We start from the raw sequence: 25602 nt of genomic DNA on the forward strand, positions 1-25602 counted from the left end.
CTACATCTTCAAGGGGTTATGCCTCGCGCAGCGCGTGCACGACGGCTACGGCATAACTTCACGAAGCTTCGCAGATCTTCACGGGCGCGGGGTAAGGGCTTGGGGTACAATTCACGGCTTATTTGATCGGCCAGACACCGATTTTTCTTCGCGCCAGCACGGAACGCATCCTGCGGATTTCAAAGCCGCCAGGCAAAAGCCCCTCCGTCCTGGCTTTTTTATCCGAGCGGGGGGAATCATGACCGACATCGGTCGGATGGCACATGTAGTGCCAGCTCGCACCCAGCTACCCGTCAGCGCGTATTTTGACGAAGCCCTCTTTGCCCGCGAGCAAGAACTCATTTTCAAGCAATCCTCACAATACGTCGGCCACCAGAAAGTGGTGCCCGAAATCGGGGATTGGCGTACGTTGGTCCAGGAAGACGGAGGACGCGTGCTGGTTCGCAACCAGCAAGGCGTCGAACTCATCTCAAATGTCTGCCGCCACCGCCAGGCGCTGATGCTTGGCGGCGAAACCGGCAATGTGGCCGGCAACTGCAATACGCATGGCAATCTGAAGGCAACCGGCGGCAATATCGTCTGCCCCTTGCATCGTTGGACGTACAACAACCAGGGCGAGTTGTTGGGCGCGCCCCAGTTCGCCACCACGCCCTGCATGAACCTGCAGAAGTTCCGCCTGCGCGACTGCCATGGCCTGCTGTTCGAAGGCCCGCGTGATCCGGCCGCCGACATGGCGCCGCTGTTCTCGCGCCCGGAATTCGACTTCGGCGACTACGTGCTGGACCACGTCGAAGTGCACCAGTGCAACTACAACTGGAAGACCTTCATCGAGGTCTATCTCGAGGACTACCACGTCGGTCCGTTCCATCCGGGCCTGGGCCGCTTCGTCACCTGCGACGACCTGAGCTGGGAGTTCAACGACTGGTACAGCCTGCAGAAGGTCGGCGTGCACAACGCCCTGGCGCAGCCGGGGTCCGACGTGTACAAGCAATGGCACGACCGCCTGCTGGCGTTCCGCGAAGGCGATGCGCCTGATTTCGGCGCGGTCTGGGTCACGTACTTCCCGACCCACATGATCGAGCTGTATCCGCATGTGCTGGTGCTCTCCACGCTGTACCCGAAGGGCCCGCAGGAAACTGTGAACGTGGTCGAGTTCTACTACCCCGAGGAAATCGCCGCCTTCGAACGCGAGTTCGTCGAGGCGCAGCGCGCCGCCTACATGGAAACGGCGATCGAGGACGACGAGATCGCCGAGCGCATGGACGCGGGCCGCAAGGCGCTGATGCTGCGCGGCGTGAACGAAACCGGTCCCTACCAGTCGCCCATGGAAGACGGCATGCAGCACTTCCATGAATGGTATCGCCGCATCATGCAGGAGCGGGTCTGAAGCCTGGCTCCGGCGCCTGTCCCATGCAAAAAGGCCTCGCACATGCGAGGCCTTTCTTCTTTCCGGCTGCCGCGATCAGCGGCCCAGCACACCCGCCACCGTACGCTCGCCGATGGCCAGTCCCACCGTCATGCCCACGCCCGAGTGCATCACCGCAACCGTCGTGGCCGGATCCACCGGCATGACCGAGAACGGAGCGGGGCCATGCGCGCCATAGACGCCCTGCCAGCGCTCCAGCACGCGCAGGCGCGCGCCCAGCGCCTGGGTCGCCAGGTCCAGCATGGCATTGTCGACCGCCTCGTCGTTGAACGGCGGCGCGTCCTGGCCGTAGCGGTGCGAATCGCCGATGATCAGTTCGCCATAAGGCGTGGGGCTGATCAGCAGGTGGATGCCGTTCTCCAGCAGCATGGGCGTGCGCGCCTGGATCACGTCGCGCAACGCCAGCGCCGACGGCAGGTCCGAGAATGCGCCGTAATGCACGCAGGACAGGCCGGTCAGCAAGGGGCGGTCCAGCGCGATGGGATGAGTCTCGAACGCGGCGCGCAACATCTGCAGGCGCGTGACCTCCAGGTTCATCGGCGCAAAGCGCTCGGGCAGCAGGGTCAGGTAGTCATGCCCGGGGCAGACGAACACGTGTCCGCCCTTGAATTCGCCAGCCGAGGTACACACCAGCCCGCCCTCGACCGCGCGCGCCAGCGTGCCGGTGATGAACTGCACACCCAGCGATTCCGCGAGGTAGCGCGTGATGGCCGGCAGCGCCTCGCGCGAATAGATCTGCAGATCGTCATGACCTTGCAAACCCGCGCAGTGGTGCGCCAGCTGGCCGCCGTACAACCGGGCCACCTCGCGGGCCGACAGCAGGTCGGCCCGATAGCCTTCCTGGCGCATGCGCGTGTCGGCGAATTCCTGCAGCACGTCCGCCTCTTCGGCATTGCGCGCCAGCACCAGGGCGCCGTTGGCGCGCACATGGAAACCCGCTCGGTCCGCCAGTTCCAGCCACAGTTCGCGCGCCTGCTGGGCGTGCGACAGCATCATGCCGGGGGCCTGGCCCGTCACGATGACCTGGCCGAAATTGCGGATGGTGGCGCCATGCGCCTGGCGGCTGCGCTCGATCACGGCCACCGACAGGCCGCGCTTGGCGGCGGCCCAGGCGTGGGCGATGCCCAGCATGCCGGCGCCCACCACGACTACGTCGAAATTTTTCATCTGTGGAACATTGCAAAGGGAAATGCGGCGGGAGCCGCCCTGGCGGGCGCCCCCCGGGGCGCGGCGGCGTCCGGCGCCGCCGCGGTCAAACGGACTTACTTCTTCTTCGGCTCGGACTTGCCGTCGTAGCGCTTGGTCCACTCGGCGATGATGCGGTCGCGGTTGGTGGCGGCCCAGGTGAAGTCGTTCTTGATCATGCGTTGCATCAGGTCGGCCGGCAGGTTCGGATTGGACGTGGCGATCGACGGGATGGCCAGCACGGCGAAGTTGGCCTTGTACAGTTCGTTGGCTTCGCGGCTGGCGGAGAAGTCGGCCAGCTTGCGGGCGGCTTCCAGGTTCTTAGTGCCCTTCACGATGGCGGTGGCTTCCACTTCCCAGCCCAGGCCTTCCGAGGGGAACACGGCTTCGACGGGCGCGCCGTCGGCCTTCAGCTTGGCGGCGCGGTAGTCGAACGACACGCCGATCGGGAATTCGCCGGCGGCAGCCATGTTGCAGGGCTTGGAGCCCGAGTGCGTGTACGAACCGATGTTCTTGTGCAGGGCGTCCATGTAGGCCCAGCCCTTCTCTTCACCGAAGATCTGCAGCCAGGCGCTGACGTCCAGGAAGCCGGTGCCCGACGAAGCCGGGTTCGGCATCACGATCTTGCCGGCGTACACCGGCTTGGTCAGGTCCTGCCACGAAGTGGGCTTGGGCAGCTTCTGCTTTTCGGCTTCGATGGTGTTGAAGCAGATGGCGGCGGCGAAGCCGTCCATGCCGACCCAGCTGGGCTCGGCCTTGGCGTCGCGCATGTTGGCGGCGATCTGGTCCAGGCCCTTGGGGGCGTAGGGCTGCAGCATGCCTTCCTTGTCCATCAGGCCCAGCGAGGTGCCGGCCAGGCCCCAGATGGCGTCGGCCTTGGGGTTGTTCTTTTCGGCCAGCAGCTTGGCGGTGATGATGCCGGTGGAGTCGCGCACCCACTGGATCTTGATGTCGGGATTGGCCTTCTCGAACGCGGCCTGGTAGGCCTTGATCTGGTCGGCTTCGAGCGCGGTGTAGACCGTCAGCGTGGTCTCGGCGGAGGCGGCGCCCGTCACGCCCGTCAGGGCGGCGGCCAGTGCAAGCAGCTTGTAGCGATTCATGAAGTACTCCGTGGGTAGGCGGAAAAAGGCTGAGGGAGGCCCCCGGGGCTGGCGCGAACCGGCCCCGGCAAGCGGTGCAGACAGGTGAGAGGGTTAGGGGCGCTGGCCTGCGGACAAGCGGGCTTCGATATCGGAGATCACGCCAGGCAGGTCGGCGACGGTATCGATCAGGTAGTGCGGCGCGGCGGGCGACAGCTCCAGGCTGGCGGCGGTGCGCGCTTTCTGGCGGCCTGCGTCGTCCAGGCTCAGGTATTCCTCCAGCGTCAGGCCGGCGGCGTTGCCCGACAGCAGCAGGCCCACGGTCCACATGCCGGCGCGGCGTCCTTCTTCGATGCCGGGCGCGGTGTCGTCGACCTTGACGCAGGCGGCCACGTCGGACAGGCCGAGTTCGACCACATTCTTCAGCGCCATCGCGGGCGCCGGGCGCGCGCGCGGCACGTCGTCGCTGGCGACGATGCAATCGGGCTCCAGGCCTTCGGTGGCGGCGCGCTCGACCACGCGGCGCATGACGCTGGCGGGGTAGCCCGAGCACGAGCCGATCTTCAGGCCGTGCTGGCGCAGAGCGCGCAGCAGTTCTGCCGCGCCGGGGATCGCCGCCGAATACTGGGCAACCTTGTCCAGCTGCATCGGCAGGAAGCGCTCGTAGATGGCGGTCACGTCGTCATCGGTGGGCAGGCGGCCGAACTGGGCCTGGTACTGGCTGGCGATGACCGGCTCATTGCAGAGCGTGCGGATGTGGTCCCACTTGCCCATGCCCATCGGGCCGCGGGCCTGCGCCAGCGACATTTCCACGCCGAACTGCGAGAACGCGTCCACGAACACCTTGGTGGGCGCGAAGGAACCGAAGTCGACCAGCGTGCCGGCCCAGTCGAAGATCACCGCCTCCAGGCGGACGGGCAAAGGCGAAACAGTCATGAGGGTCATCCTTGAAAAATCGTTCAATGGGCCGCGGGGCGGCGCCAGGCCTGGCTGCGCGCCACCAGCGCGCGGCTGGCCAGGTGCAGGACCAGGGCAGCGACGGCCGAACTGGCCATGATCACGGTGCACATGGCGGCAGCGGGACCGATGAAGCCGGCGTCGTCCATATTCAGCACCGCGACCGCGGCCAGCACCGTCGACGGGCTGTACAGAAACACGACCGCGGACACCGTGGTCATGGCGGAGACAAACAGATAGCGGGCCACGTCCAGCGCGGCCGGCAGGCACATCGGCAGCGTCACGCGCAGGAAGGTCGTCAGGCGCGGCACCTTGAGCGACGCGGAGGCCGCTTCGAATTCGGGGTCCAGCGCATTGAGCGCGGTGGCAGCCGTGAGGTGCGCGCTGGTGTAGAAGTGGACGATGGTGCACAGGACCAGCAGCGGCATGGTGCCGTACAGCACGTTCAGCGGGTTCGACAGGCTGTTGAAGAAGAAGATGTAGCCCAGGCCCAGCACCAGGCCCGGCACCGCCATGGGCATCAGCGCCAGCATGCCGACCATGCCGCGCAGGCCGCGCGCAAGCTGGCCGCGGGCGGGCACCTTCTCCATCATCCATGCGCCGGTGAAGACCACGGCCGTGCCGGCCAGGGCGGTGCAGAACGCCAGCTGCAGGCTGTTGCGCCAGGCGAGCCAGCCGCCGCCGTCCATATTGTCGAAGTCGTACGAACGCAGCGACATCGACAGGTTGTAGGGCCACATCTTCACGAAGGACGCCCACACCGCCACGCCGATGATCAGCAGCAGGAACGCCGCCAGCACGCCGGCCAGCGCCAGGAACGCGGCATCGCGGCGGCGGTTGGCGCCTGCGGCATAGGGCTGGGCCCGGCCGCTCAGCTGAGCGCCTTGTCGGGCGCGCAGCCGCCGGTCCAGGGCGAAGGTCAGGATCGCGGGAAGCAGCAGCAGGATGCCGATGGCCGCGCCCTTGGGAAAGTTCTGCTGGCCGACCACGGCCTTGTAGGCTTCCATCGCCAGCACGTTGTAATCGCCGCCCACGACCTTGGGCACGCCGAAGTCGGTCACCGTCAGCGTGAACACCACGCAGCAGGCCGAAAACACGGCGTAGCGGGTGCCCGGCAGGGTCACGGTCAGGAAGGTGCGCCAGGGGCCGGCGCCCATGGCGCGCGCGGCGTCATAAAGACGGCCGTCGGCCAGGGCCAGGCCGGTCAGCAGAATCATCAGCGCGTGCGGGAAGGTATAGAAAGCCTCGCCCACGACGATGCCCCAGAAACCGTAGATGGTCGCGCCGCCCGTCAGGCTCTTGAGCAGCCCCTGGTTGCCTAGCAGGTACACCAGCGCGATCCCCGGCAGCAGCGACGGCGCCAGCAGCGGCAGCAAGGCGACGGTGCGCAGCAGGCCCTTGCCCGGCAGGCGCGTGCGGGTCAGGCCATAGGCGAATCCATAGGCGCAGGGCACGACCAGCAGGGTCGTCACCACGCCCACCGCGAGGCTGCGCGCGACCATGGCCATGAAGCCGTCGCCGCCGATGATGTCCGCAAGCACCGATAACCCGGCCCAGGCGCCATCGCTGTCGGTCACCGACTTGAGCAGGATGGCGGCCAGCGGCAGCGCCAGGAACAGCAACAGGCCCAGCGCCAGGGCGCCCTGCCCGGTGGCCAGGCCGAAGGCGCCAACCCAGGCCGGCAGCGGGCGGCGGCCCAGCGCCGGGGCCGGCATGGGCGCTGCGATATTTCCAGCAGCCGGCGCGGCGGCGTTGGAGGAACGGTTCATGGCCGGATCAAGCGTAGGCGCGAATCGCATGGCGCGGCAGCTCCACCCAGCAGCGGCTGGCGGCGTGAGGGCCCAGCAGGGCGTCTCCGATTTCGGGGGACACGATGGAATGCACCGTGCTGCCGGGCACGCCCTCAAGGCGCAAGGCCAGGCGATAGCCGCGGCCAAGGAACACGCCGTCCAGCACATCGGCCAACATGGCGTTGGGCTGATCCGGGCGCGCGGTGCTGACGCGCACCGCTTCCGGGCGCACGAACAGCTTGCCGCTGGCGGCGTCCAGCGCCTCGTCCACGGCCAGCTCCTGGCGTCCGACGCGGGCGCGGTGCGCGTCCACGCGTTCGAACGGCAGCCAGTTCGCCTCGCCCACGAAATCGGCGATGAAGGCCGAGCCGGGCTGGCGGTAGAGTTCCCGCGGCGTGCCGTACTGCTCGATGATGCCGCCATTCATTACGGCGATGCGGTCGGCCATCACCATGGCCTCTTCCTGGTCGTGCGTGACCATCAGCGTAGTGATGGACAGGCGCTTCTGCAGGGCCCGCAGCTCGATGCGCAGATGCTCGCGCACGCGGGCGTCCAGCGCCGACATGGGCTCGTCCAGCAGCAGCAGGGACGGCGATGGCGCCAGCGCGCGCGCCAGGGCCACGCGCTGCTGCTGTCCGCCGGAAATCTGTCCCGGATATTTATCCGCCGCGCCCGCCAGGCCGACCAGCGTCAGCATTTCCTCGACGCGGTTGGCGACGTGGTTGCGGTGGGCGCGCTTGCCGCTCAGGCCGTAGGCCACGTTCTGGGCCACCGTCAGGTTGGGAAACAGCGCGTACGACTGGAACAGGATGCCGTAGTCGCGCGCCTGCGGTTCGGCGTGCGAGATGTCGCGCCCGGACAGCACGATGGTGCCGCTGTCCTGGCGCTCGAGGCCGGCGATGGCGCGCAGCAAGGTGGTCTTGCCGCAGCCCGAGGGGCCCAGCAGGCACACCAACTCCCCGGCGCGGATGTCGAGCGAGACGTCCGACAGCGCGGTGTGGCTGCCAAAGCGCTTCACCAGATGCCTGACAGAGAGAAATGCGGTATCGCGTTCGGCCATGGGGCCTCCGGTTTGGGAACGAAGGCAGTATGGAAGACGCGTATTGAGTGTTTATGACACTTCGCGCAAATGCAGTAATAAAAACATCAAATTATTTTGGTGTACTGGCGGTCTTGCGCATTGCGCCCCTATTCCGCCCCCTGCACCGTGCTTGTCGCCGAACTCAAATCCTTCTACGCCGTGGCCCGCTGCGGCACCGTCACCAAGGCCGCCGCCCAGTTGGGCGTCAGCCAGCCCACGGTGACGGGGCAATTGCGCCAGCTGGAGTCGCGTTACGGCGTCGAACTGTTCCACCGCCAGGGGCGCGGCATGCGCCTGTCGGACGCCGGCCACAGCCTGATGCCCATGGTGGAAAAGCTGGTCCAGCAGGAAACCGAGATCGACTTCCGGCTGCGCGACGCCAGCGACCTGCGCGAAGGCAATCTGCGCATCGGCGCCACCGGCCCCTACTACATCATGGACACGGTGCGCGCCTATAACCAGCGTTATCCGGGCATAGACCTGACGCTGGCTATCGGCAATTCGCAAAGCATGCTGCAGGCGCTGCATGACTATCGCATCGAGATTGCCACGTCGTCGTTTCTGATGGATGACAAGCACCTGTACCGCCGCATGATCGCGGCCGACCCCATCCGGGTGGTGGCGCATCGCGACCATCCCTTGGCGCGCCACGGCCACGTCCGCCTGGCCGACCTGGCCGAACACGCGCTGCTGCTGCGCGAACCCGGCTCCATGACGCGGCAGCTGACGGAGGACGCCTTGCAGGCGGCCGGCGTCACGGTAAGCCGCACGCTGGAAATCGGCAGCCGCGAGTCCATCCGCCAGGCCATCCTGTGCGGCCTGGGGATCAGCCTGATCCCCTCGCGCGAAATCCCGTCCCATCCCGATCTGGCTGCCCTGGACATCGAGGGCGCCGACATCGTGATGCACGAATACCTGTACTGCCTGCGCGAGCGCCAACCGGTGCAGCTGATCGCGCGCTTTCTGGAGATGGCGCCAGCCGCCGGCTGAGCGCCGCCCTCCCCTATGCGGCCACCCAGGAGACAACCATGGCCTTGACCTTGCAAGATATCGAGCAGATTTTCCTGGAGCGCGGGCACCGCTCCTATGACGGCGAATCCGTCAGCCACCTGCGGCATGCGCTGCAGACCGCGGCGCTGGCCGAGCGCAACGGCGCCGGCGCCCACCTGATCACCGCCAGCCTGCTGCACGACCTGGGCCATCTCATCGCCGACCGGCCTGGCACGCCGACGCTGCGCGGCATCGACGACAAGCACCAGTACTTCGTCCTGCCCTTCCTGCGCGGCCTGTTCAGCTCGGCGGTGCTGGACCCGATCCGGCTGCACGTGGAAGCCAAGCGCTACCTCTGCTATGTGGAACCGCAATATGAAGCGTCGCTCTCGGAGGATTCGAAACGCAGCCTGGCGCTGCAGGGGGGCAGTTTCGATGCGAGCCAGGCGGTGGAATTCGCGAGCATGCCGGGCGCGCCGGATGCGATCCGCCTGAGGCGCTGGGACGACATGGCCAAGGTTCCGGGGCTGGCAACGCCGCCCCTGGACCACTTCCTGGAAATCGCCGAGAGCATCTCGGGTCGGGTCAAGCTGGCTGCCATCTGGTAGGGCTGGCCGGAAAGCCGTGCGTCCTGGCGGCCCAGACCACCGCCAGCGTCGCCGCCAACAGCGCCAGCAGCACCGGTACGAACGCGGCCACGCCCAGGCGTTCGAGCAACGCGCCGCCTACGATCCCGCCTGCGGCAATCGCCGTGTTCCACGCGGTCACCAGCATGGACTGCGCCACGTCCGCGGCATCGCCCGACGTCTTGGCCAGCGCGGTCTGGAACAGCGTCGGCGAGCCGCCGAACGCCACGCCCCAAGCCCCCACCGACAGATAAAGCATGGCCGGCATGCCGCCCGCGATACCCAGCGCCAGCGCGGCCAGGCCGAACAGGGCGATGCAGGCCAAAGTCAGCGCCCGCAGATGACGGTCGATCAACGTCCCGATCAGCCAGATGCCGGCCAGGGAGCTGAGTCCGAACACCAGCAGCACCAGCTCGGTGTTTGCAGCCATGCCCAGCGATGCCAGGAACGGCGCGATATAGATGTAGAGAATGTTGTGCGCCAGGACGAACGCCAGCACCGCGAACAGCACCGGGCGCACGCCGGGCAGCAGGAATACGCGCCGCAGCGGCAGTTGCCGGCCTCGGGCCTGTCCCGCAAAGTCCGGCACCCGCAAACGCACCCAGATCATCAGGACCAAGGCCAGCCCGCTCATGATGCCAAAGCCTGCGCGCCAGCCCCACAGCGCGCCCAGGAACGTGCCGGCCGGAACGCCCAGCGACAGCGCCAGCGGCGCACCCAGCATCGCCACCGCGATCGCGCGCCCTTGCTGATGTGCGGGCACCATGCGCGCGGCGTAACCTGCCAGCAGCGCCCACAACAGTCCCGCCGACACGCCGGCCAGGAAGCGCGCGGCCAGGGTCAGCACATAGCCGGATGACAGCGCGGTCACCGTGTTGGCCAGCACGAACCCGGCGATCGCCGCCAGCAGCAGCGGACGCCGCCGCACGCCCTGGGTCGCGGCGACCAGCGGGATCGCCGCCACCAACGACCCGATCGCGTAGATGGTGACGGTCTGGCCGATGCTGGCCTGGGACACGGCCAGGCCCTGCGCCATCTGCGGCAGCAGCCCGGCCGGCAGCGCCTCGGTCAGGATGGTGATGAAGCCGGCCATCGCCAGCGCCAGCAAGGCGCCCAGCGGCAGGCGGTCGCGACCGGCGGGGGGATGCGTGGGCGCAGTACGCGGACGCGGGGAATTCGTGGCTTTTTTCATCTCAGGCACCTTGGTTGAAGCTTGGTGCCGAGACGATAGAGCCCCCCGGATTAAAGAAAAAGTAGGCTACATTTCCTTCTTATGCGGAACTATATGTCCGCAATCGAGGAAACAGATGGATAGCCTCAATGGCTTTGTCGTGTTCGTGCAGGTCGCCGAAACGCGCAGCTTCGTCGCCGCCGGCCGGCTGCTGGGCGTGTCGGCATCCGCCATCGGCAAAAGCGTGGCGCGGCTGGAAGAAAAACTGGGCGTGCGCCTGTTCCACCGCAGCACGCGCAGCGTCACCTTGACGGCCGAGGGGGCGCTGTTCCTGGAACGCAGCCGCCGCATCCTGGCCGAGATCGAAGCGGCCGAACTGGAGCTGTCGCAGGCCGCCGCCGCGCCGCGCGGACGCCTGCGCGTCAGTCTGCCGCTGGTCAGCGGGCTGGTGCTGCCGGTGCTGGGCGAGTTCATGCGCGAGTATCCCGAGATCGAACTCGACCTGGATTTCACCGACCGGATGGTGGACGTGATCGAAGAAGGCTTCGATGCCGTGGTGCGCACGGGCGAGCCGGCCGACTCACGCCTGTCGGCGCGCCGCCTGGGCGCCTTCCAGATCCTGCTGGTCGCCTCCCCCGCCTACCTGGCCAGCCGCGGCACGCCCAAAACGCCGGCCGACCTGCTGCGCCACAGCTGCCTGCACTACCGCTTTCCCAGCAGCGGCAAGCTGGAGACCTGGGCCCTGCGGCAAGCCGACGACGAGCCTGAACTGCAGTTGCCCGTCTCGATGATCTGCAACAACATCGAGACGCGCGCCTGCTTCGCGCTGCAAGGATTGGGGATTGCCTACCTGCCGGACTTCGCCATCCGCGAACCCCTGGCGGACGGCCGCCTGGTGCAGGTCCTGAAAGGAAAATCGGAGCGGACCAACGTCTTCCACATCCTGTGGCCCGCCAGCAAGCACCCGTCGCCGAAGGTCCGGGCGCTAGTGGACTTTCTGGGTTCCCGGGTCTTTGCCGACGCCCGGGCGTCCAGGCCCGGGCGTCAGGCCCAGGCCTCGGGTCACTGAGCGCCCGTAGCCACCGGGCGGGACGGATCGCTGCACCACTCGCTCCAGGAGCCCGGGTACAGGCGCGAACCGGACAGGCCCGCGATCTCCATGGACAGCAGGTTGTGGCAAGCCGTGATGCCCGAGCCGCACTGGTGCACGATGGCAGCCGGATCGCGGCCGTCCAGCAGCGTGGCGAATTCCTCGCGCAACTGCGCGGCCGGCTTGAAACGGCCGTCGGCCTGGAGGTTCTCGCCGTTGGGGCGGTTCAGCGCGCCCGGAATGTGGCCGGCGACCGGGTCCATGGGCTCGACCTCGCCGCGGTAGCGGTTGGCCGCGCGCGCGTCGATCACGGTGAAGGCCTGGCGGGGAATGTTGTCCAGCACCGCCTGCGCATCCACCGAACCCGCCAGCGAGGCGCCCGGCTCGACGGGCTGGCCCGCGCGCACGGCGGCGCCCGCCTCGGTCGTGGTCGGCAAACCGGCCGCCGTCCAGGCCTGCCAGCCGCCGTCCAGCACTGCCACCTGGTCATGCCCCAGCCAGCGCAGCATCCACCACAGGTGCGCAGCGTACATGCCGCCGCTGGCGTCATAGGCCACCACCAGGGTCTTGGGCGTCACGCCGTGGGCGGCCATGAGCGCGCCGAACGCGGCGCGCGACGGCAGCGGATGACGGCCGTTCTTGCCGGTGCGGGCCGCGGCCAGTTCGGTTTCGTGGTCCAGGTAGCGCGCGCCGGGGATGTGGCCCGCGTCATAGGCCTGACGGCCCGCCGCATGGTTGGTCAGGTCGTGGCGCACGTCGAACACGCGCACGTCCGGCGCATCCAGGCGCGCGGCCAGGTCGGCGGCGGAAATCAGGGTCATCGTCATTCGGTGTGCTCCTGTAAGGGTGTTGGGCGACCGCGGCTCAGGCCGGCTTGGGATCGCGCATGGTGCGCCAGATCGACAACAGGCCCGCGAAAATGATCAAGCCCATGCCGGCCCAGGCCAGGGCGTCCAGCTGTTCGCCCCAGAAACCCATGCCCAGCAGGGCCGCGAAGATGATGGTGCTGTACTGCAGCGCCGCCGTCAGCAGCGCCGACCCCAGGCCGAAGGCGCGGGTCATGGCCAACTGGCCGAACAGGCCCGTCACGCCCACGCCCAGCAGCGACAGGTAGCCGGTCCAGTCGGCGTGGCCCCAGCCCTCGAACAACAGTCCGGCCAGGCTGGACACGCAAACGGCCACGGAGAAGAACAGCACCGTGCGCCATTCGGGTTCGCCGACCCGGCCCAACTGGCGGATCTGCATCATGGCGATGGCCGACATGGCGCCGGCGGTCATCCCCAGCAGGGCAGCCAGCCACTGGTCCTCGTTGATGCTGGGCCGCAGCACCGCGATCACGCCCAGGAACCCCAGCGCCACCGCCACGATGCGCACGGGGTCGCGCTGCGCGCCGCCCCAGCCCAGCATCCAGCAGGCGATGAACAGCGGCGCGGTGTAGTTCAGGCTGGTGGCGGTGGCCAGGGGCAGATGGGCGATGGCGAAAAAGCCCAGCCACATCGAGGTGACGCCGGACAGGTTGCGCCACAGGTGGAGTTTCCAGCTGACGGGGATGATGGACTGGCGGCCGGCGCGGGCCCAGATCAGCAGCAGGATGACCGACGGCAATCCGCGAAATAGAACGACTTGCGGCAGCGAGGCGCCGTGTTCGGTGCCGAGCTTCACGAACGAACCCATGATGGCGAACATGGCGGACGCCAGCAACATCCAGAGTGCCTGCATGGGGGTCTACGCTAAGGGAAAAGTGAGGAGGAATAAGGGAAAGCGATACTATACTCTCCGTCACCGGAAGCGGCGCCGCGAGTCGGGGAACTGGCGGCCCGCAGCAGTGTCGAATCCCGGCATATCCTGCTCGCAGAGGAACACAAAAAACATGAAACGCATTGTCCTGTTCGTCCTGACCAACCTGGCTGTCATGCTGGTGCTGTCGGCCACGCTGCGCATCCTGGGCGTGGACCGCTACATCACCGCCAACGGCCTGAACCTGAACGCCCTGCTGATTTTCTCGGTGGTGGTCGGTTTCACCGGCGCGATCATCTCGCTCCTGATCAGCAAGCCCATGGCCAAGTGGAGCACCGGCGCCCAGGTGCTCGACCCGAATTCGCCCCGCAACCAGCGCGAAGCCTGGCTGGTCGACACCGTGCACCAGCTGGCCGACCGCGCCGGCATCGGCCGCCCGGAAGTCGCCATCTATGAAGGTGCCCCCAACGCCTTCGCCACCGGCGCCTTCAAGAACGACTCGCTGGTCGCGGTGTCCACCGGTCTCCTGGAAAGCATGAGCGAGGAAGAAGTCGCCGCCGTGCTGGCGCACGAAGTCGCGCACATCGCCAACGGCGACATGGTCACGCTGACGCTGATCCAGGGCGTGGTGAACACCTTCGTCGTGTTCCTGGCCCGCGTGGTCGGCTACTTCATCGACCGCGTGGTGTTCAAGAACGAACGCGGCATCGGCCCGGGCTACTACATCACCGTGCTGGTCTGTGAAATCATCTTCGGCGTGCTGGCCTCGATCATCGTGGCCTGGTTCTCGCGCCAGCGCGAGTACCGCGCCGACGCCGGCTCGGCCCACCTGATGGGCGCCCGCGAACCCATGATCCGCGCCCTGGCCCGCCTGGGCGGCCTGGAACCGGGCGAGCTGCCCAAGTCCTTCGAGGCCTCGGGCATCACCGGCAAGGGCGGCCTGGCCGCGATGTTCGCCTCGCACCCGCCGATTCCGGCCCGCATCGCCGCGCTGCAGAATGCGCGCGTGATCTAAGCCTTTCGCTCAGACGGGCCTCGCGCCCTGCAGCCCTGACTCGATGGCCCGCTTGCGCGGGCCATCGTCTTTTCCGGCTCCGGCCAAAAAAGGTCCCCAGGATGCGAGGCAGACCCCGAAGACGACCAACGATCAGACATTCCTGCTTCAATGGGGTGGGCGCATAATTTCAGGGGCCTGGCGCCGGTCCTGGCCGTATGGATAGACGTGATGTCGAGGGCAGACCGTGGCTGAATCGAGTACGCACTCCCCGGCCCGCGGAACGGGCAGCTGGCTGGTTGCCGTGGGCACGTATACGCGGCCGATGCCGCATGTGCACGGCATAGGGCGCGGCATCCACTTGCTGAGGTTCGACGCCGCGACGGCCACGCTGCGTGAATTGCAGGTGGACAGCCATGGCGTCAATCCCTCTTACCTGTGCCATTCCGCGTCCCTCGGCCTGCTGTACGGCGTGAGCGAGCAGGAGGTAGGCGCCAGCATCGACGTCTACGCGGTCGACGACGCGGCCACGCTGCGGCATTTGCTCAATGTGCCTACGCCTGGCGCCAGCCCTTGCCACATCAGCCTGACGCCTGCGGCGGACCGCCTCTTCGTATCCAACTATGGCAGCGGCGAACTCCTGAGCTACCGGCTCGACCGGCAGGGGTTGCCCAGCGCCCCGCCCGACATCATCGTGCGCCATGGCAGCGGTCCGCGCAGCGACCGCCAGGCGAGCCCCCATGTGCATTGCGCCCAGCCGACCCCGTCCGGCGATGCGGTCTACCTGTGTGACTTGGGTACCGACAGCGTCGCCCGCCATGCCTTGCGGGACGCCGCGCTGGATCTGCTCCCGGACCTGCAGGTGCAGATAGGACCAGGTTCCGGGCCGCGCCACCTGCGGCTGAATCCGGCCGGTACCCGCGCCTTCGTGCTCAACGAACTGTCCAATAGCGTGAGCGTCGTTCAACTGCCCACGGCACGCGATCCCCATGCACACGCGCTCGCCCGGATCGGCACGCTGCCGGCAGATTGGCAAAACGCCAACTCCGCGTCCGCGCTTTGCCTGCATCCGAGCGGACGCTGGCTCTACGCGACCAACCGCGGCCACGACAGCATCGCAGGATTTCGGCTATTGGAATCCGCCCCTTGGCTTGAGCCGATAGGCTTGTGGCCCGCCGGCGGGCGCACCCCGCGGGACGCCGCCATCACCCCGGACGGCGGCTTCCTGCTGGTCGCCAGCCAGGACGAGCACCGCATTTCCTGCATGCGCATCGACCTGGACAGCGGCCAGCTGCAGCCTGCAGGCGTGCCGTTTGCCATTTCCTCCCCGGCCTGCGTTCTTCCCTTGCTTCGGAAAGAAACCCCGAGGCCATGACAGCCGCTCGCCCTCCCGCATCGTCGTCACCCCGTGCCCTCAGCACTCGACGATGTTCACCGCCAGCCCGCCGCGCGCGGTTTCCTTGTACTTGGTCTTCATGTCGGCGCCGGTCTCGCGCATGGTCTTGATGACGGAGTCCAGCGACACGTAGTGCTGGCCGTCGCCGCGCAGCGCCATGCGGGCAGCGTTCACGGCCTTGATGGAGGCCATGGCGTTGCGCTCGATACAGGGGATCTGCACCAGGCCGCCCACGGGGTCGCAGGTCAGGCCCAGGTTGTGCTCCATGCCGATCTCGGCCGCGTTCTCGACCTGTTCGACCGTGCCGCCCAGGGCCGCGGCCAGGCCGCCCGCCGCCATCGAGCAGGCCACGCCGACCTCGCCCTGGCAGCCGACTTCGGCGCCCGACAGCGAGGCGTTGTACTTGTACAGCAGGCCCACGGCCGCCGCGGTCAGCAGGAAGTCGCGCACGCCCTCGCGGTTGGAACCAGGCACGAAGCGGTCGTAGTAATGCAGCACTGCCGGGATGATGCCGGCCGCGCCATTGGTCGGCGCCGTCACGACGCGCCCGCCCGCGGCGTTCTCTTCGTTGACCGCCATGGCGTACAGATTGACCCAGTCCATCACGGACAGGGGATCGGACAGGGTGCGCTCGGCGCGCTGGGTCAGGTTGCGGTAAAGCTCGGGCGCGCGGCGGCGCACGCGCAGGGGACCGGGCAGTTCACCGTCCGCTTCCGGATAGTTGATGCCGCAGCCGCGCGACACGCAGTCCTGCATGACCTGCCAGATGCGGTCCAGCCCGGCGTGCACCTCGGCCTCGTCGCGCCAGGTCAACTCGTTCTTCATCATCAGCTGCGCCACCGACAGGCCGCTCTCGCTGCACATGCCCATCAGTTCGCGACCCATGCGGAACGGGTACGGCAACTGGTCGTGCGCGGCGATGACCTGGCTGTTGGACGCGCCGGCCGTCACCACGAAACCGCCCCCCACCGACAGGTAGCGGGCCTCGCGCAGGGATTCGCCATTGGCGTCAAAGGCGTGAAACTTCATGCCGTTAGGATGTTCCGCCATGGCTTCGCGGCGGTAGAACATCATGTGTTCCTTTTCGACGAAAGGAACCGGATAGCGTCCCAGCAGCGGCAATTGGCGGCTGGCCCGCACCGACGCGATCATGCCGGCGATGGCGGCGGGGTCGACGGTGTCGGGGGCTTCGCCCATCAGGCCCAGCAGCACGCCCTTGTCGGTGCCGTGGCCCTTGCCCGTGGCGCCCAGCGAGCCGTAAAGCTCGGCGCGCACCGTGGCCACATTGGGCATCAGGCCGTCGCGCTCCAGGCCTTGCGCGAACAACAGGGCGGCCCGCATGGGGCCCACCGTATGGGAGCTAGACGGGCCTATGCCTATCTTGAACAGGTCGAATACGGAAACAGCCACGCAAAACTCCATTGCATCTGCGATTGATGAGGCAATGATACGCGTAGGCCAGCCCACGCGCAGCTAGCGTCCTGCCCCGCAGATGCGCCCGCAGGCGTATGCTGTATTGCGGGGACAGGTTCCCCCGGCAGCGCCGCGCATGCGATCATTACAGAATTATTACTTGTCATAAAAGAATGGAAATACGCCAGGATGTCCGGACTCATTACCCTGCTTGACTTCGCCGGCTACGTCGCCCTGCTCCTCTGGGGCGTGCATATGGTCCAAACAGGCGTGCAGCGCGCCTTCGGGGCCGCCCTGGGCGCGGCGTTGGGCAAGGCCTTGGGAACCCGGCTGCGGGCATTCGCCGCCGGACTGGGCATTACCGCCGCGTTGCAGAGCAGCACCGCCACGGGCCTGATGATCACCGGCTTCGCGGCCGGCGGCGTCGTCGGCCTGGCGCCGGCCCTGGCCGCCATGCTGGGCGCCAACGTCGGCACCACGCTCATCGTCCAGCTGCTGTCCTTCGACCTGACCTCGCTCGCCCCCATCCTGATCCTCGCGGGCGTATGGATGTTCCGCCGCTACCCGCCGGGCCGCACGCGCGACCTGGGACGCGTCTTCATCGGCCTGGGCCTGCTGTTGCTGTCGCTGCACCAACTGGTCGAACTGTTCCAGCCCTTCCAGACCGCGCCCATGCTGGGCATGATCCTGGACGCGCTGGCGACCCAGCCCGTGGCCACGGTACTGCTGGCGGCCGCCTTCACCTGGGCGGCGCATTCCAGCGTGGCCGTGGTGGTGCTGGTCATGTCGCTGGCCAGCCACCACATGGTGGCCCCGCACGTAGCCTTCGCGCTGGTGCTGGGCGCCAACCTGGGCACTGCCATCAACCCCATGATCGAAGGCGTGACCGGAGACGACCCCGCCGCGCGCCGCCTGCCCCTGGGCAACCTGCTGACCCGGGTGCTGGGCGTGCTGATCGGGCTGATACTGCTGCCCTACCTGCAGCCGATGATGAGCGATCTGGCCTCCGACCCAGCCCGCGCCGTGGCCAACTTCCACACCCTGTTCAACGCCGTCATCGCCCTGGTGTTCCTGCCGCTGTTGACGCCCTACGCCGCTCTGCTGACGCGCTGGCTGCCCAAGCGCGCGGATCCGAACGACCCGTCGCGCCCGCAGTACCTGGATGAATGGGCTCATGACGTGCCCGCCGTAGCCTTGGGCAACGCCGCGCGCGAGGCCCTGCGCATGGCCGACATGCTGCAGACGCTGCTGCTCTACGCCCGCGCCGGCTTCAAGCGCGACAACCGCCACCGCATGGTGCAGGCGCGCCAGCTGGACGCCGCGCTGGACAAGCTGGAAAACGCCATCACCACCTACCTGGCCACCCTGGACCAGGAGAACATGACGCGCGAGGACATCCAGCGCCTGGACGACATCCTGGCCTTCACCAGCAATATCGGCCATGCCGGCGACATCGCCCACCACGGCCTGCTCAGCCACGTCGCCAAGCTGCGCAAGCAGGGCTGGATCTTTTCGCCCGAACAGCGCGCCAGCCTGGACGACACGCTGGGCCAGCTCATCGCCAACCAGCGCACCGCCGCCGCCCTGTTCGTCAACGACGACCTGCGCCAGGCCCGTGCGCTGGCGGGTGAAAAGGCGCGCTTCCGCTCGATCGAAACCCATGCCGCGGACACGCACCTGCAGAAAATCAAGGGCGGCGAGGTCGACGCCGCCGAGGTGGGCGCGCTCTACCTGGACATCCTGCGCGACATGAAGGGCATCAATTCCCATCTGGTCGGCGCGGCGGCCTATCCGCTGCTGGCGCGGCACGGCGAACTGCTGCCCAGCCGCTTGCGCGAGGCTGGGAACTGAGCAGAACGAAAAAGCCGACCTTATGTGGTCGGCTTTTTTCACCGCGCTCTTGGGCAGCTTTCGCTGCCCCGCATTTTACAAATAGCGGTTGAACCACTCCAGCATGCGCTTCCAGCCATCCTGCGCGGCCTCGGCCTTGTAGCTGGCGCGGTAGTCCGCCAGGAAGGCGTGGTCGGCCTCGGGATACACCACGAATTCCGAGCGCCGGGCGTTGTCGTTGCCGGCGGCCAGCTTGGATTTCATGGTTTCGACGTCGGCCAGCGGAATGCTGGCGTCCTTGCCGCCATACAGGCCCAGCACCGGGGCATGCAGTTCGTTGACCACGTCGAAGGCAACGCGCTTGATCAGCGGGCCATGGCCCACGCTGAGCTTGCCGTACCAGGCCACGCCCGCCTTCACGTCGGGATTGTGCGCGGCGTACATCCAGGTCAGGCGACCGCCCCAGCAAAAGCCCGTCACCGCCACGCGCTTGGGATCGCCGCCGTGCGCGGCCGCCCAGGCCACGCTGGCGTCCAGGTCGGCGAACACCTGTTCGTCCGGCACCTTGCTGACCAGCTCGGCAATGAGTTTCGGGATGTCGGTGTAGACCGAGGCATCGCCCTGGCGTTCGTACAGATTGGCAGCGACGGCAAGGTAGCCGGCCTTGGCGACCCGGCGGCACAGGTCCTTGATGTGCTCGTGCACGCCGAAGATCTCCTGCACAACCAGCACGATGGGCAGGTCGCGCTTGCCTTCGGGCGCGGCGTAATAGGCGGCGATCGTGTCGTCGGCCACGGGCAGTTTGAAATCCCCGTGGACCAGGCCCTGGGTGTCCGTGTGGATCACGGTGGGCGCGACGTTGCCGGCTGCGGCGGAAAAACTCATGAAGAACTCCTGTGTAGGGATGATCAACCAAGCCGGATATCCCGTCAGCGCCTGCACGGCCCCGCGCCTGTCCTAGTGCCGGTGGCCATGCTCCACTTGCGGCGCGGCCTGGCCGGCTTCGGCCTCGTGGTCGTGCCCATGGTGCATCACCGTGGTGACGCTGTAGATCAGCACCACACCCACGCCGACCAGCAGCAATTGCGGGACGGCATCGGCCAGGGATACCCGTTCGTGCATCTGCGGCATCAGGTCGGCCACCGAAATGTAGAGGAAGCTGCTGGCTGCAACCACCAGGACATACGGCACCCATTGCTGCGCCTGCTGCAGCACGAAGTACCCTATTATGCCGCCCACGGCTGAACACAAGCTGGTGAACAGGATCAGGGAGAACGCGCGGCGGCGCGCCAGGCCCGCGTTGAGCAACACCACGAAGTCACCCAGCTTGTGCGGCACCTCATGGATGATGATGGACGCCGCGGTCAGCACGCCCAGCAGCGGATCGGTCAGGAAAGCCGCCGCCACCAGCACCCCGTCGCACAGGTTGTGCAGCGAGCTGCCGATCAGGATCAGCACGCCGCCGCGGCCCGCCTCGTGGCGGTCATGCCCCTTGTGGTGGTGATGGCCGTCGCCCTCGTGGTGATGGCTGTGGCGCAGCAGCGCAATCTTCTCCAGCACGAAAAAGCCGATCAGCGACGCCAGCATCAGGCCGAACAGCACGTGGGCATCGCCCACCCCGGTCTCGAAGGCCTCGGGCAGCAGGTGCAGCAGCGCCACCGACAGCAGCACCCCCACCGACAGGCTGACCATGTGGTGCAGGTATTGCGCGAAAACCTTGTAGGCCAGCCAGCTGGCGACAAGGACGGCGATAAGCCCGCCGGTGACGGTGGCGAGCAAAATCCAGAGCAGCAACATTTTTGGGGGGACGCTTTAAGGCGGAGGGAAGCGAAACATTATATTGTTTCAATACCAAAAACGGAAATGGGCCGCCCGCAGGCGGCCCATGTGTCCTGGAACCGGCTGCTTCCGGCCCTAGTGGGCCTGCTCCCAGTTCTTGCCCATGCCGACTTCCGCCACCAGCGGCACGCGCAGTTCCGCCACGTTGCACATGAGGCGCGGCAGCGCTTCCTTGACCAGTTCCAGCTCGGCGTCGGGCGCTTCCAGCACCAGTTCGTCGTGCACCTGCATGATCATGCGCGTCTGCAGCTTTTCGGCTTCCAGCCAGTCCTGCACCGCCACCATGGCCATCTTGATCAGGTCGGCCGCCGTGCCCTGCATGGGCGCGTTGATGGCCGCGCGTTCGGCCGCCTGGCGGCGCGGACCCGAGGCGCCGCGGATTTCCGGCAACTGCAGGCGGCGTCCGAAGACGGTTTCCACGTAGCCCTGCTCGCGCGCGCGGCGGCGGGTGTCGTCCATGTACATGGCCACGCCGGGATAGCGGGCGAAATAGCGGTCGATGTAGGCCTGCGCGGCATCGCGCGTGATACCCAGGTTGGACGCCAGGCCGAACACCCCCATGCCGTAGATCAGGCCGAAGTTGATGGCCTTGGCGGCGCGGCGCTGGTCGGTGGAGACGTCGGCCAGCGACACGCCGAACACTTCCGAAGCGGTGGCGCGGTGGATGTCCTCGCCCGCTGCGAAGGCGCGCTGCAGGTTGGCGTCGTCCGACACGTGCGCCATGATGCGCAGCTCGATCTGGGAATAGTCCGCCGACAGCAGCATGCCCTGCTCGGCGATGAACGCCTCGCGTACGCGCCGGCCGGCCTCGGTGCGCACGGGGATGTTCTGCAGATTGGGATCGGACGAAGCCAGGCGGCCGGTAATCACCGCGGCCTGCGAATAATGCGTGTGCACCCGCCCGGTATCCGGGTTGATCATGCGCGGCAGCTTGTCCGTATAGGTGGACTTCAGCTTGGACAGGCCGCGGTACTCCAGCAGCACCTGCGGCAGCGGATAGTCCTGGGCCAGCTTGCTCAGCACCTCTTCGTCGGTGGACGGCGCGCCGCTGGCGGTCTTGCGCACCACCGGCAGCTGCATGCGGCCGAACAGGATCTCGCCCAGCTGCTTGGGGGAATTCAGGTTGAAGGGCTGGCCGGCCAGTTCATAGGCCTTCTGTTCCAGCTGCAGCATCTCCTGGCCCAGCTTGTGGCTCTGGCGGCCAAGCTCCGCGGCGTCTACCTTGACGCCGTTGCGCTCGACCGTGGTCAGCACCGAGGACACCTGCATTTCCAGCAGGTAGATACGGTTCAGTCCCGCATCGGCCGCCACCATGGGGCGCAGCACCTGGTGCAGCTGCAAGGTGAAGTCCGAGTCTTCGGCCGCGTAATGGCCGGCCTTGTCCACCGCCACTTCGTCAAAGCCGATCTGCTTGGCGCCCTTGCCGCAGAGGTCCTCGTAGGACACGCCGCTGCGGCCCAGATAGCGCTGGGCCAGGTCGTTCAGGCCCACGCCGCGGTGCGATTCCAGCACATAGGCCTGCAGCATCGTGTCTTCGGCGATGCCGGCCAGCTTGATGCCTTCGTTGGCGAACACGTGCGCGTCGTACTTGGCGTGGTGCAGCAGCTTGGCGCGGGACGCGTCTTCCAGCCAGGGCTTCAGGCGCGCCAGCACCTCGGCCTTGGGCAGCTGCGGCGCATTGTCCGGACCGCGATGCGCGACCGGGATGTAGCACGCCACGCCCGGCGCCACCGCCAGCGACATGCCCACCATCCTGGCCTGCATTTCGTCCAGCGAGGTGGTCTCGGTGTCCACCGCGACCAGGGGCGCGTCCTTCAGCTTTTCCATCCAGGCGTCGAACGCGGCCCAATCGGAAATGATCTGATAATCCAGCTCCACGGGCGCAGCGGGCGCCTCGTGCGCAACGCGGGCGTCGCCCGTGGGCACGCGTTCGGCGTCGCCGGTCAGGTCGCGCAGCCAGGTGCGGAAACCGTAGCGTTCATAGAGTTCGGTCAGCGTCGCATCGTCGCGCGGACGCGGCGTCAGGTCATCCACGTTGTCCACGTGGCCGGCCAGGTCGCAGTCGTACTTCACGGTGAGCAATTGGCGCGTCAGCGGGAAGTTGGGAATGGCCTCGCGCAGGTTGCTGCCCGCCACGCCCTTGACGCCTTCCGCGCCTTCAATCAGCTTGTCTATCGAGCCGAATTCCGTAAGCCATTTGACCGCCGTCTTCGGGCCCACCTTGGTGACGCCGGGGACGTTGTCCACGGCGTCACCCACCAGCATCAGGTAATCCACGATGCGGTCGGGCGGCACGCCGAACTTGTTGACCACGCCGGCCTCGTCCAGCACTTCGCCCGTCATGGTGTTGACCAGGGTGACGTGGCTGTTGACCAACTGCGCCAGATCCTTGTCGCCGGTGGACACGATGGTGTGCACGTCATGCTCGGCGGCGCGCTTGGCCAGGGTGCCGATCACATCGTCGGCCTCGACGCCCTCGATGGCCAGCACCGGCCAGCCCAGCGCGCGCACGGCGCGGTGGATGGGCTCGATCTGCGCGGCCAGGTCTTCCGGCATGGGCGGGCGATGCGACTTGTATTCCGGATAGATATCGTCACGGAAGGTCTTGCCGCGGGCATCGAAAATACATGCGGCATACTCTGCCTTATGATCAGAGACAAGTTTGCGCAGCATATTCACCACGCCGTAGAGCGCCCCCGTGGGTTCGCCTTGCGCGTTGCGCAAATCAGGCATAGCGTGGAAAGCGCGGTACAAGTAACTTGAACCGTCGACCAGTAATAAGGTTTTTTTCATGGTTACAAAGGCAGATATGGCAATAGCTGCGGAAACACCCGCCAACAAACAAATTCCGCTGATTATGTCAGAGATACGGACGGCGGCAGACAAGCTCGCGAACATCGGGCCTGCTGTCAGCGTCTTCGGCAGTGCGCGAGTCAGCCGTAATTCCCCCCACTATGAAACCACCGTCGCAATTTCCGCCGCCCTGGCGGATGCGGGTTTCGCGGTGATCGCCGGCGGCGGTCCCGGCATCATGGAGGCAGCCAACAAGGGCGCGTTCGAAGCAGGCGGCACCAGCATCGGTCTGAACATCAGCCTGCCCCACGAAGCGCACAACAATGAATACCAAACCATCAGCCTGTCATTCGAGTATTTTTTCTCGCGCAAGGCAACCTTCTTCATGCACAGCTTCGCCTATGTGGCGATGCCTGGCGGTTTCGGCACCCTGGATGAACTCTTCGAAGCGCTGACGCTCATCCAGACGGGCAAGGTCCCGCCCGCTCCCATCGTGCTGGTGGGCAGCGAGTACTGGTCCGGACTGGTCGAATGGCTGGGCGGCCAGGTGCTGGCCAACGGCATGATAGGCGCGCATGACCTGGATCTCTTCATCATCGAAGACGATCCCGTCAAGGTGGTGCGCAAGGTGGTGGAATTCCACGCCAAGGTCAATTCGGACGCGCAATACGCGCCGTCCCTGCCGGCCTGAAATCGCATGTAACTCGAGGCCCGCTTGCCGCCCCCTCGGAGGGGCAGCAAGCGCGCGAAGCGTGCGCAGCGTGGGGGCCCTTTCCCTGTTATTTGCGCATGAACGAGGGCAGCACGTCCGGCGGAATCGGGCAGACGTAAGGTTGCCCGCGGCGCGTCTCCATCAGTTCCTCCTTGGCGCGCGCCAGCGCCTCGGGCTGCGTGTACAGATCGGCGGCGGTCGCCGCGATGATCTTGGCCGCGTGCACCATGCCCTTGTGCGCCATGGACATCTTGCCCTGCGCCACCATCTGCCAGGAATGGAACGGCGTGCCGTAGGCGTAGCAAGCGCCCCAGCATTGCGCAGTGGGCGCGACCCAGCTCACGTCGCCCACGTCGGTGGAACCGTAGGTGATCTCAGCCTTGCCGGGCTCGTAGGGCGCCACGCCGGCAAACAGCGGCGTGGGATTGCGCAGCACCGCGCCCAGGTTCTTGCCGGCGTTGTCGATGTCGTCCGTAGAGATCGCATCCCACATGCGGCGAGCGGCCTGCTGCTCGCCCGCGGTGTAATCGGGCCCCTGCAAGGCCAGCATGTTGGCGTACATGATCTGGTTCAACACGCCGTTGGGAATGTAGTTCGAGCAGGCTTTGTCGAACACGATTTCCAGTTCGCAACCCGTCATCAGCGCCGCGCCACGCGCCACGTTCTGCACGCGCTCGTACAGCTCAGACGCCTGCGAATTGATGGGTGCGCGCACCAGGTACAACACTTCGGCGCGGGCCTGCACCACGTTCGGTGAAATGCCGCCGCTGTTGGTCACGGCGTAATGCACGCGCGCATCCGGCACCATGTGCTCGCGCAGGTAGTTCACGCCCACGTTCATCAGCTCGACCGCGTCCAGCGCGCTGCGGCCCAGGTGCGGCGAATTGGCCGCGTGCGCGGCAACGCCGCGAAAACGGAAATAGGCCTGGATGTTGGCAAGCGAGGACTGGTGGAAGATCCCGGTGTGCGATGCGGGATGCCAGGTCAGCGCCGCATCCACGTCGTCGAACAGGCCCGCGCGCGCCATGAAGGTCTTGCCCGAACCGCCCTCTTCGGCCGGACAGCCGTAGAAGCGGATGGTGCCGGGCAGGCCGTTGGCCTCCAGGAATTCCTTCACCGCCACCGCCGCAAAATGCGCGGCCGTGCCCAGCAGATGATGGCCGCAGCCGTGGCCGTTGCCGTTCGGCGTTTCCGGCGAAGGCTGGCAGGCGTAGGCGCCGCTCTCCTGGCTCAGGCCCGACAGCGCGTCGTACTCGCCCAGGATGCCGATCACCGGGCCGCCGTTGCCGGCCTCGGCCACGAAGGCGGTGGGAATGCCGGCGGCGTCGCGCGTGACGCGGAAACCCGCTACTTCCAGCATCGCGATGTGCAGCTCGGCGGACTTGTGTTCGTCGTAGCGCAGTTCGGCCAGGCTCCAGATGCGGTCGCTCAGTTCCGCGTAGCGCTCGCTGCGCGCGTCGATGAACGGCGCAAGTTTATCGATGGCACCCATT

21 protein-coding genes are annotated in these 25602 nt (G+C 66.9%); 8 read left to right on the plus strand and 13 right to left on the minus strand.

Going from position 1 to position 25602, the window contains the following annotated elements; translation table 11 throughout:
- The first annotated feature begins 238 nt into the window (after positions 1 to 238).
- Entirely contained in the window at positions 239 to 1387 is a 1149-nt protein-coding gene (locus DXK93_RS15910) for an aromatic ring-hydroxylating dioxygenase subunit alpha (RefSeq protein WP_054451018.1), read from the plus strand.
- A gap of 75 nt (positions 1388 to 1462) precedes the next feature.
- Here the strand turns inward: DXK93_RS15910 and DXK93_RS15915 are convergent, their stop codons facing one another.
- The 5 genes from DXK93_RS15915 to DXK93_RS15935 form a co-directional block, all read right to left on the minus strand.
- Complete coding sequence (locus tag DXK93_RS15915; protein WP_119450560.1) at positions 1463 to 2593, minus strand: TIGR03364 family FAD-dependent oxidoreductase; 1131 nt, start codon at positions 2591 to 2593, stop codon at positions 1463 to 1465.
- Between the two features lie 95 nt (positions 2594 to 2688).
- Positions 2689 to 3711: a putative 2-aminoethylphosphonate ABC transporter substrate-binding protein gene (locus DXK93_RS15920; protein WP_119450561.1), complete on the minus strand. Its 1023-nt coding sequence runs from the start codon at positions 3709 to 3711 to the stop codon at positions 2689 to 2691.
- Positions 3712 to 3804: 93 nt separating this feature from the next.
- On the minus strand, positions 3805 to 4626 hold the full coding sequence (phnX, locus tag DXK93_RS15925; protein ID WP_054451015.1) for a phosphonoacetaldehyde hydrolase: 822 nt from the start codon (positions 4624 to 4626) through the stop codon (positions 3805 to 3807).
- A 23-nt stretch (positions 4627 to 4649) separates the two neighbouring features.
- Positions 4650 to 6416 (minus strand): putative 2-aminoethylphosphonate ABC transporter permease subunit, encoded by a 1767-nt coding sequence (locus tag DXK93_RS15930; protein WP_233564555.1) that lies wholly within the window; start codon positions 6414 to 6416, stop codon positions 4650 to 4652.
- Positions 6417 to 6423: 7 nt separating this feature from the next.
- The gene (locus tag DXK93_RS15935; protein ID WP_054451013.1) at positions 6424 to 7497 is read right to left on the minus strand and encodes a putative 2-aminoethylphosphonate ABC transporter ATP-binding protein; all 1074 of its coding nucleotides are present in this window, start codon (positions 7495 to 7497) and stop codon (positions 6424 to 6426) included.
- Positions 7498 to 7644: 147 nt separating this feature from the next.
- Between DXK93_RS15935 and DXK93_RS15940 the strand changes: the two genes are divergently transcribed.
- Together DXK93_RS15940 and DXK93_RS15945 are read left to right on the plus strand one after the other, a co-directional pair.
- Positions 7645 to 8508 carry a LysR family transcriptional regulator gene (locus tag DXK93_RS15940; protein ID WP_054451329.1) on the plus strand — a complete coding sequence of 288 codons (864 nt, stop codon included), beginning with the start codon at positions 7645 to 7647 and terminating at the stop codon, positions 8506 to 8508.
- 38 nt (positions 8509 to 8546) lie between these two features.
- A complete protein-coding gene (locus tag DXK93_RS15945; RefSeq protein ID WP_054451012.1) occupies positions 8547 to 9116 on the plus strand; it encodes a phosphonate degradation HD-domain oxygenase in 570 nt (189 codons plus the stop codon).
- On the opposite strand, the gene DXK93_RS15950 is transcribed toward DXK93_RS15945, so the two are convergent.
- Positions 9094 to 10326 carry an MFS transporter gene (locus tag DXK93_RS15950; protein ID WP_370126874.1) on the minus strand — a complete coding sequence of 411 codons (1233 nt, stop codon included), beginning with the start codon at positions 10324 to 10326 and terminating at the stop codon, positions 9094 to 9096. The two genes, DXK93_RS15945 and DXK93_RS15950, sit on opposite strands and share 23 nt — an antisense overlap.
- Positions 10327 to 10441: 115 nt before the next feature.
- On the opposite strand from DXK93_RS15950, the gene DXK93_RS15955 reads away from it, so the two are divergent.
- On the plus strand, positions 10442 to 11374 hold the full coding sequence (locus tag DXK93_RS15955) for a LysR family transcriptional regulator (RefSeq protein WP_054451011.1): 933 nt from the start codon (positions 10442 to 10444) through the stop codon (positions 11372 to 11374).
- Here the strand turns inward: DXK93_RS15955 and DXK93_RS15960 are convergent.
- Entirely contained in the window at positions 11368 to 12222 is an 855-nt protein-coding gene (locus DXK93_RS15960) for a sulfurtransferase (RefSeq protein ID WP_054451010.1), read from the minus strand. The genes DXK93_RS15955 and DXK93_RS15960 overlap by 7 nt on opposite strands.
- A 37-nt stretch (positions 12223 to 12259) precedes the next feature.
- Positions 12260 to 13114 carry a DMT family transporter gene (locus tag DXK93_RS15965; RefSeq protein ID WP_054451009.1) on the minus strand — a complete coding sequence of 285 codons (855 nt, stop codon included), beginning with the start codon at positions 13112 to 13114 and terminating at the stop codon, positions 12260 to 12262.
- Between the two features lie 151 nt (positions 13115 to 13265).
- Between DXK93_RS15965 and htpX the strand changes: the two genes are divergently transcribed.
- On the plus strand, positions 13266 to 14147 hold the full coding sequence (gene htpX / locus DXK93_RS15970; RefSeq protein ID WP_013392481.1) for a protease HtpX: 882 nt from the start codon (positions 13266 to 13268) through the stop codon (positions 14145 to 14147).
- A 226-nt stretch (positions 14148 to 14373) separates the two neighbouring features.
- Positions 14374 to 15501 carry a lactonase family protein gene (locus DXK93_RS15975; RefSeq protein WP_119450564.1) on the plus strand — a complete coding sequence of 376 codons (1128 nt, stop codon included), beginning with the start codon at positions 14374 to 14376 and terminating at the stop codon, positions 15499 to 15501.
- A 39-nt stretch (positions 15502 to 15540) separates the two neighbouring features.
- Here the strand turns inward: DXK93_RS15975 and DXK93_RS15980 are convergent, their stop codons facing one another.
- On the minus strand, positions 15541 to 16932 hold the full coding sequence (locus DXK93_RS15980) for an L-serine ammonia-lyase (RefSeq protein WP_119450578.1): 1392 nt from the start codon (positions 16930 to 16932) through the stop codon (positions 15541 to 15543).
- Between the two features lie 192 nt (positions 16933 to 17124).
- Between DXK93_RS15980 and DXK93_RS15985 the strand changes: the two genes are divergently transcribed.
- Complete coding sequence (locus DXK93_RS15985; protein ID WP_054451007.1) at positions 17125 to 18786, plus strand: Na/Pi cotransporter family protein; 1662 nt, start codon at positions 17125 to 17127, stop codon at positions 18784 to 18786.
- 75 nt (positions 18787 to 18861) lie between these two features.
- Here DXK93_RS15985 and DXK93_RS15990 read toward each other — a convergent pair whose 3' ends face one another.
- The 3 genes from DXK93_RS15990 to polA form a co-directional block, all read right to left on the minus strand.
- Positions 18862 to 19650: a dienelactone hydrolase family protein gene (locus DXK93_RS15990; RefSeq protein ID WP_119450565.1), complete on the minus strand. Its 789-nt coding sequence runs from the start codon at positions 19648 to 19650 to the stop codon at positions 18862 to 18864.
- 72 nt (positions 19651 to 19722) lie between these two features.
- A complete protein-coding gene (locus DXK93_RS15995) occupies positions 19723 to 20562 on the minus strand; it encodes a ZIP family metal transporter (RefSeq protein WP_054451005.1) in 840 nt (279 codons plus the stop codon).
- Between the two features lie 117 nt (positions 20563 to 20679).
- Complete coding sequence (polA, locus tag DXK93_RS16000) at positions 20680 to 23397, minus strand: DNA polymerase I (RefSeq protein ID WP_119450566.1); 2718 nt, start codon at positions 23395 to 23397, stop codon at positions 20680 to 20682.
- A 64-nt stretch (positions 23398 to 23461) separates the two neighbouring features.
- Between polA and DXK93_RS16005 the strand changes: the two genes are divergently transcribed.
- A complete protein-coding gene (locus DXK93_RS16005) occupies positions 23462 to 24088 on the plus strand; it encodes a TIGR00730 family Rossman fold protein (RefSeq protein ID WP_042792592.1) in 627 nt (208 codons plus the stop codon).
- A gap of 88 nt (positions 24089 to 24176) precedes the next feature.
- Here the strand turns inward: DXK93_RS16005 and DXK93_RS16010 are convergent, their stop codons facing one another.
- On the minus strand, positions 24177 to 25601 hold the full coding sequence (locus DXK93_RS16010) for a M20 family metallopeptidase (RefSeq protein WP_054451003.1): 1425 nt from the start codon (positions 25599 to 25601) through the stop codon (positions 24177 to 24179).
- Position 25602: the final 1 nt, after the last annotated feature.

The organism is Achromobacter sp. K91 (assembly GCF_003576205.1).
GTDB lineage: Bacteria > Pseudomonadota > Gammaproteobacteria > Burkholderiales > Burkholderiaceae_B > Achromobacter > Achromobacter aegrifaciens.

Coding starts and splice junctions, on each gene's coding strand:
- DXK93_RS15910 (WP_054451018.1), top strand. CDS start 239: ATGACCGACATCGGTCGGATGGCACATGTAGTGCCAGCTCGCACCCAG.
- DXK93_RS15915 (WP_119450560.1), bottom strand. CDS start 2,593: ATGAAAAATTTCGACGTAGTCGTGGTGGGCGCCGGCATGCTGGGCATC.
- DXK93_RS15920 (WP_119450561.1), bottom strand. CDS start 3,711: ATGAATCGCTACAAGCTGCTTGCACTGGCCGCCGCCCTGACGGGCGTG.
- phnX (WP_054451015.1), bottom strand. CDS start 4,626: ATGACTGTTTCGCCTTTGCCCGTCCGCCTGGAGGCGGTGATCTTCGAC.
- DXK93_RS15930 (WP_233564555.1), bottom strand. CDS start 6,416: ATGAACCGTTCCTCCAACGCCGCCGCGCCGGCTGCTGGAAATATCGCA.
- DXK93_RS15935 (WP_054451013.1), bottom strand. CDS start 7,497: ATGGCCGAACGCGATACCGCATTTCTCTCTGTCAGGCATCTGGTGAAG.
- DXK93_RS15945 (WP_054451012.1), top strand. CDS start 8,547: ATGGCCTTGACCTTGCAAGATATCGAGCAGATTTTCCTGGAGCGCGGG.
- DXK93_RS15950 (WP_370126874.1), bottom strand. CDS start 10,326: ATGAAAAAAGCCACGAATTCCCCGCGTCCGCGTACTGCGCCCACGCAT.
- DXK93_RS15955 (WP_054451011.1), top strand. CDS start 10,442: ATGGATAGCCTCAATGGCTTTGTCGTGTTCGTGCAGGTCGCCGAAACG.
- DXK93_RS15960 (WP_054451010.1), bottom strand. CDS start 12,222: ATGACGATGACCCTGATTTCCGCCGCCGACCTGGCCGCGCGCCTGGAT.
- DXK93_RS15965 (WP_054451009.1), bottom strand. CDS start 13,114: ATGCAGGCACTCTGGATGTTGCTGGCGTCCGCCATGTTCGCCATCATG.
- htpX (WP_013392481.1), top strand. CDS start 13,266: ATGAAACGCATTGTCCTGTTCGTCCTGACCAACCTGGCTGTCATGCTG.
- DXK93_RS15985 (WP_054451007.1), top strand. CDS start 17,125: ATGTCCGGACTCATTACCCTGCTTGACTTCGCCGGCTACGTCGCCCTG.
- DXK93_RS15990 (WP_119450565.1), bottom strand. CDS start 19,650: ATGAGTTTTTCCGCCGCAGCCGGCAACGTCGCGCCCACCGTGATCCAC.
- DXK93_RS15995 (WP_054451005.1), bottom strand. CDS start 20,562: ATGTTGCTGCTCTGGATTTTGCTCGCCACCGTCACCGGCGGGCTTATC.
- polA (WP_119450566.1), bottom strand. CDS start 23,397: ATGAAAAAAACCTTATTACTGGTCGACGGTTCAAGTTACTTGTACCGC.
- DXK93_RS16005 (WP_042792592.1), top strand. CDS start 23,462: ATGTCAGAGATACGGACGGCGGCAGACAAGCTCGCGAACATCGGGCCT.
- DXK93_RS16010 (WP_054451003.1), bottom strand. CDS start 25,601: ATGGGTGCCATCGATAAACTTGCGCCGTTCATCGACGCGCGCAGCGAG.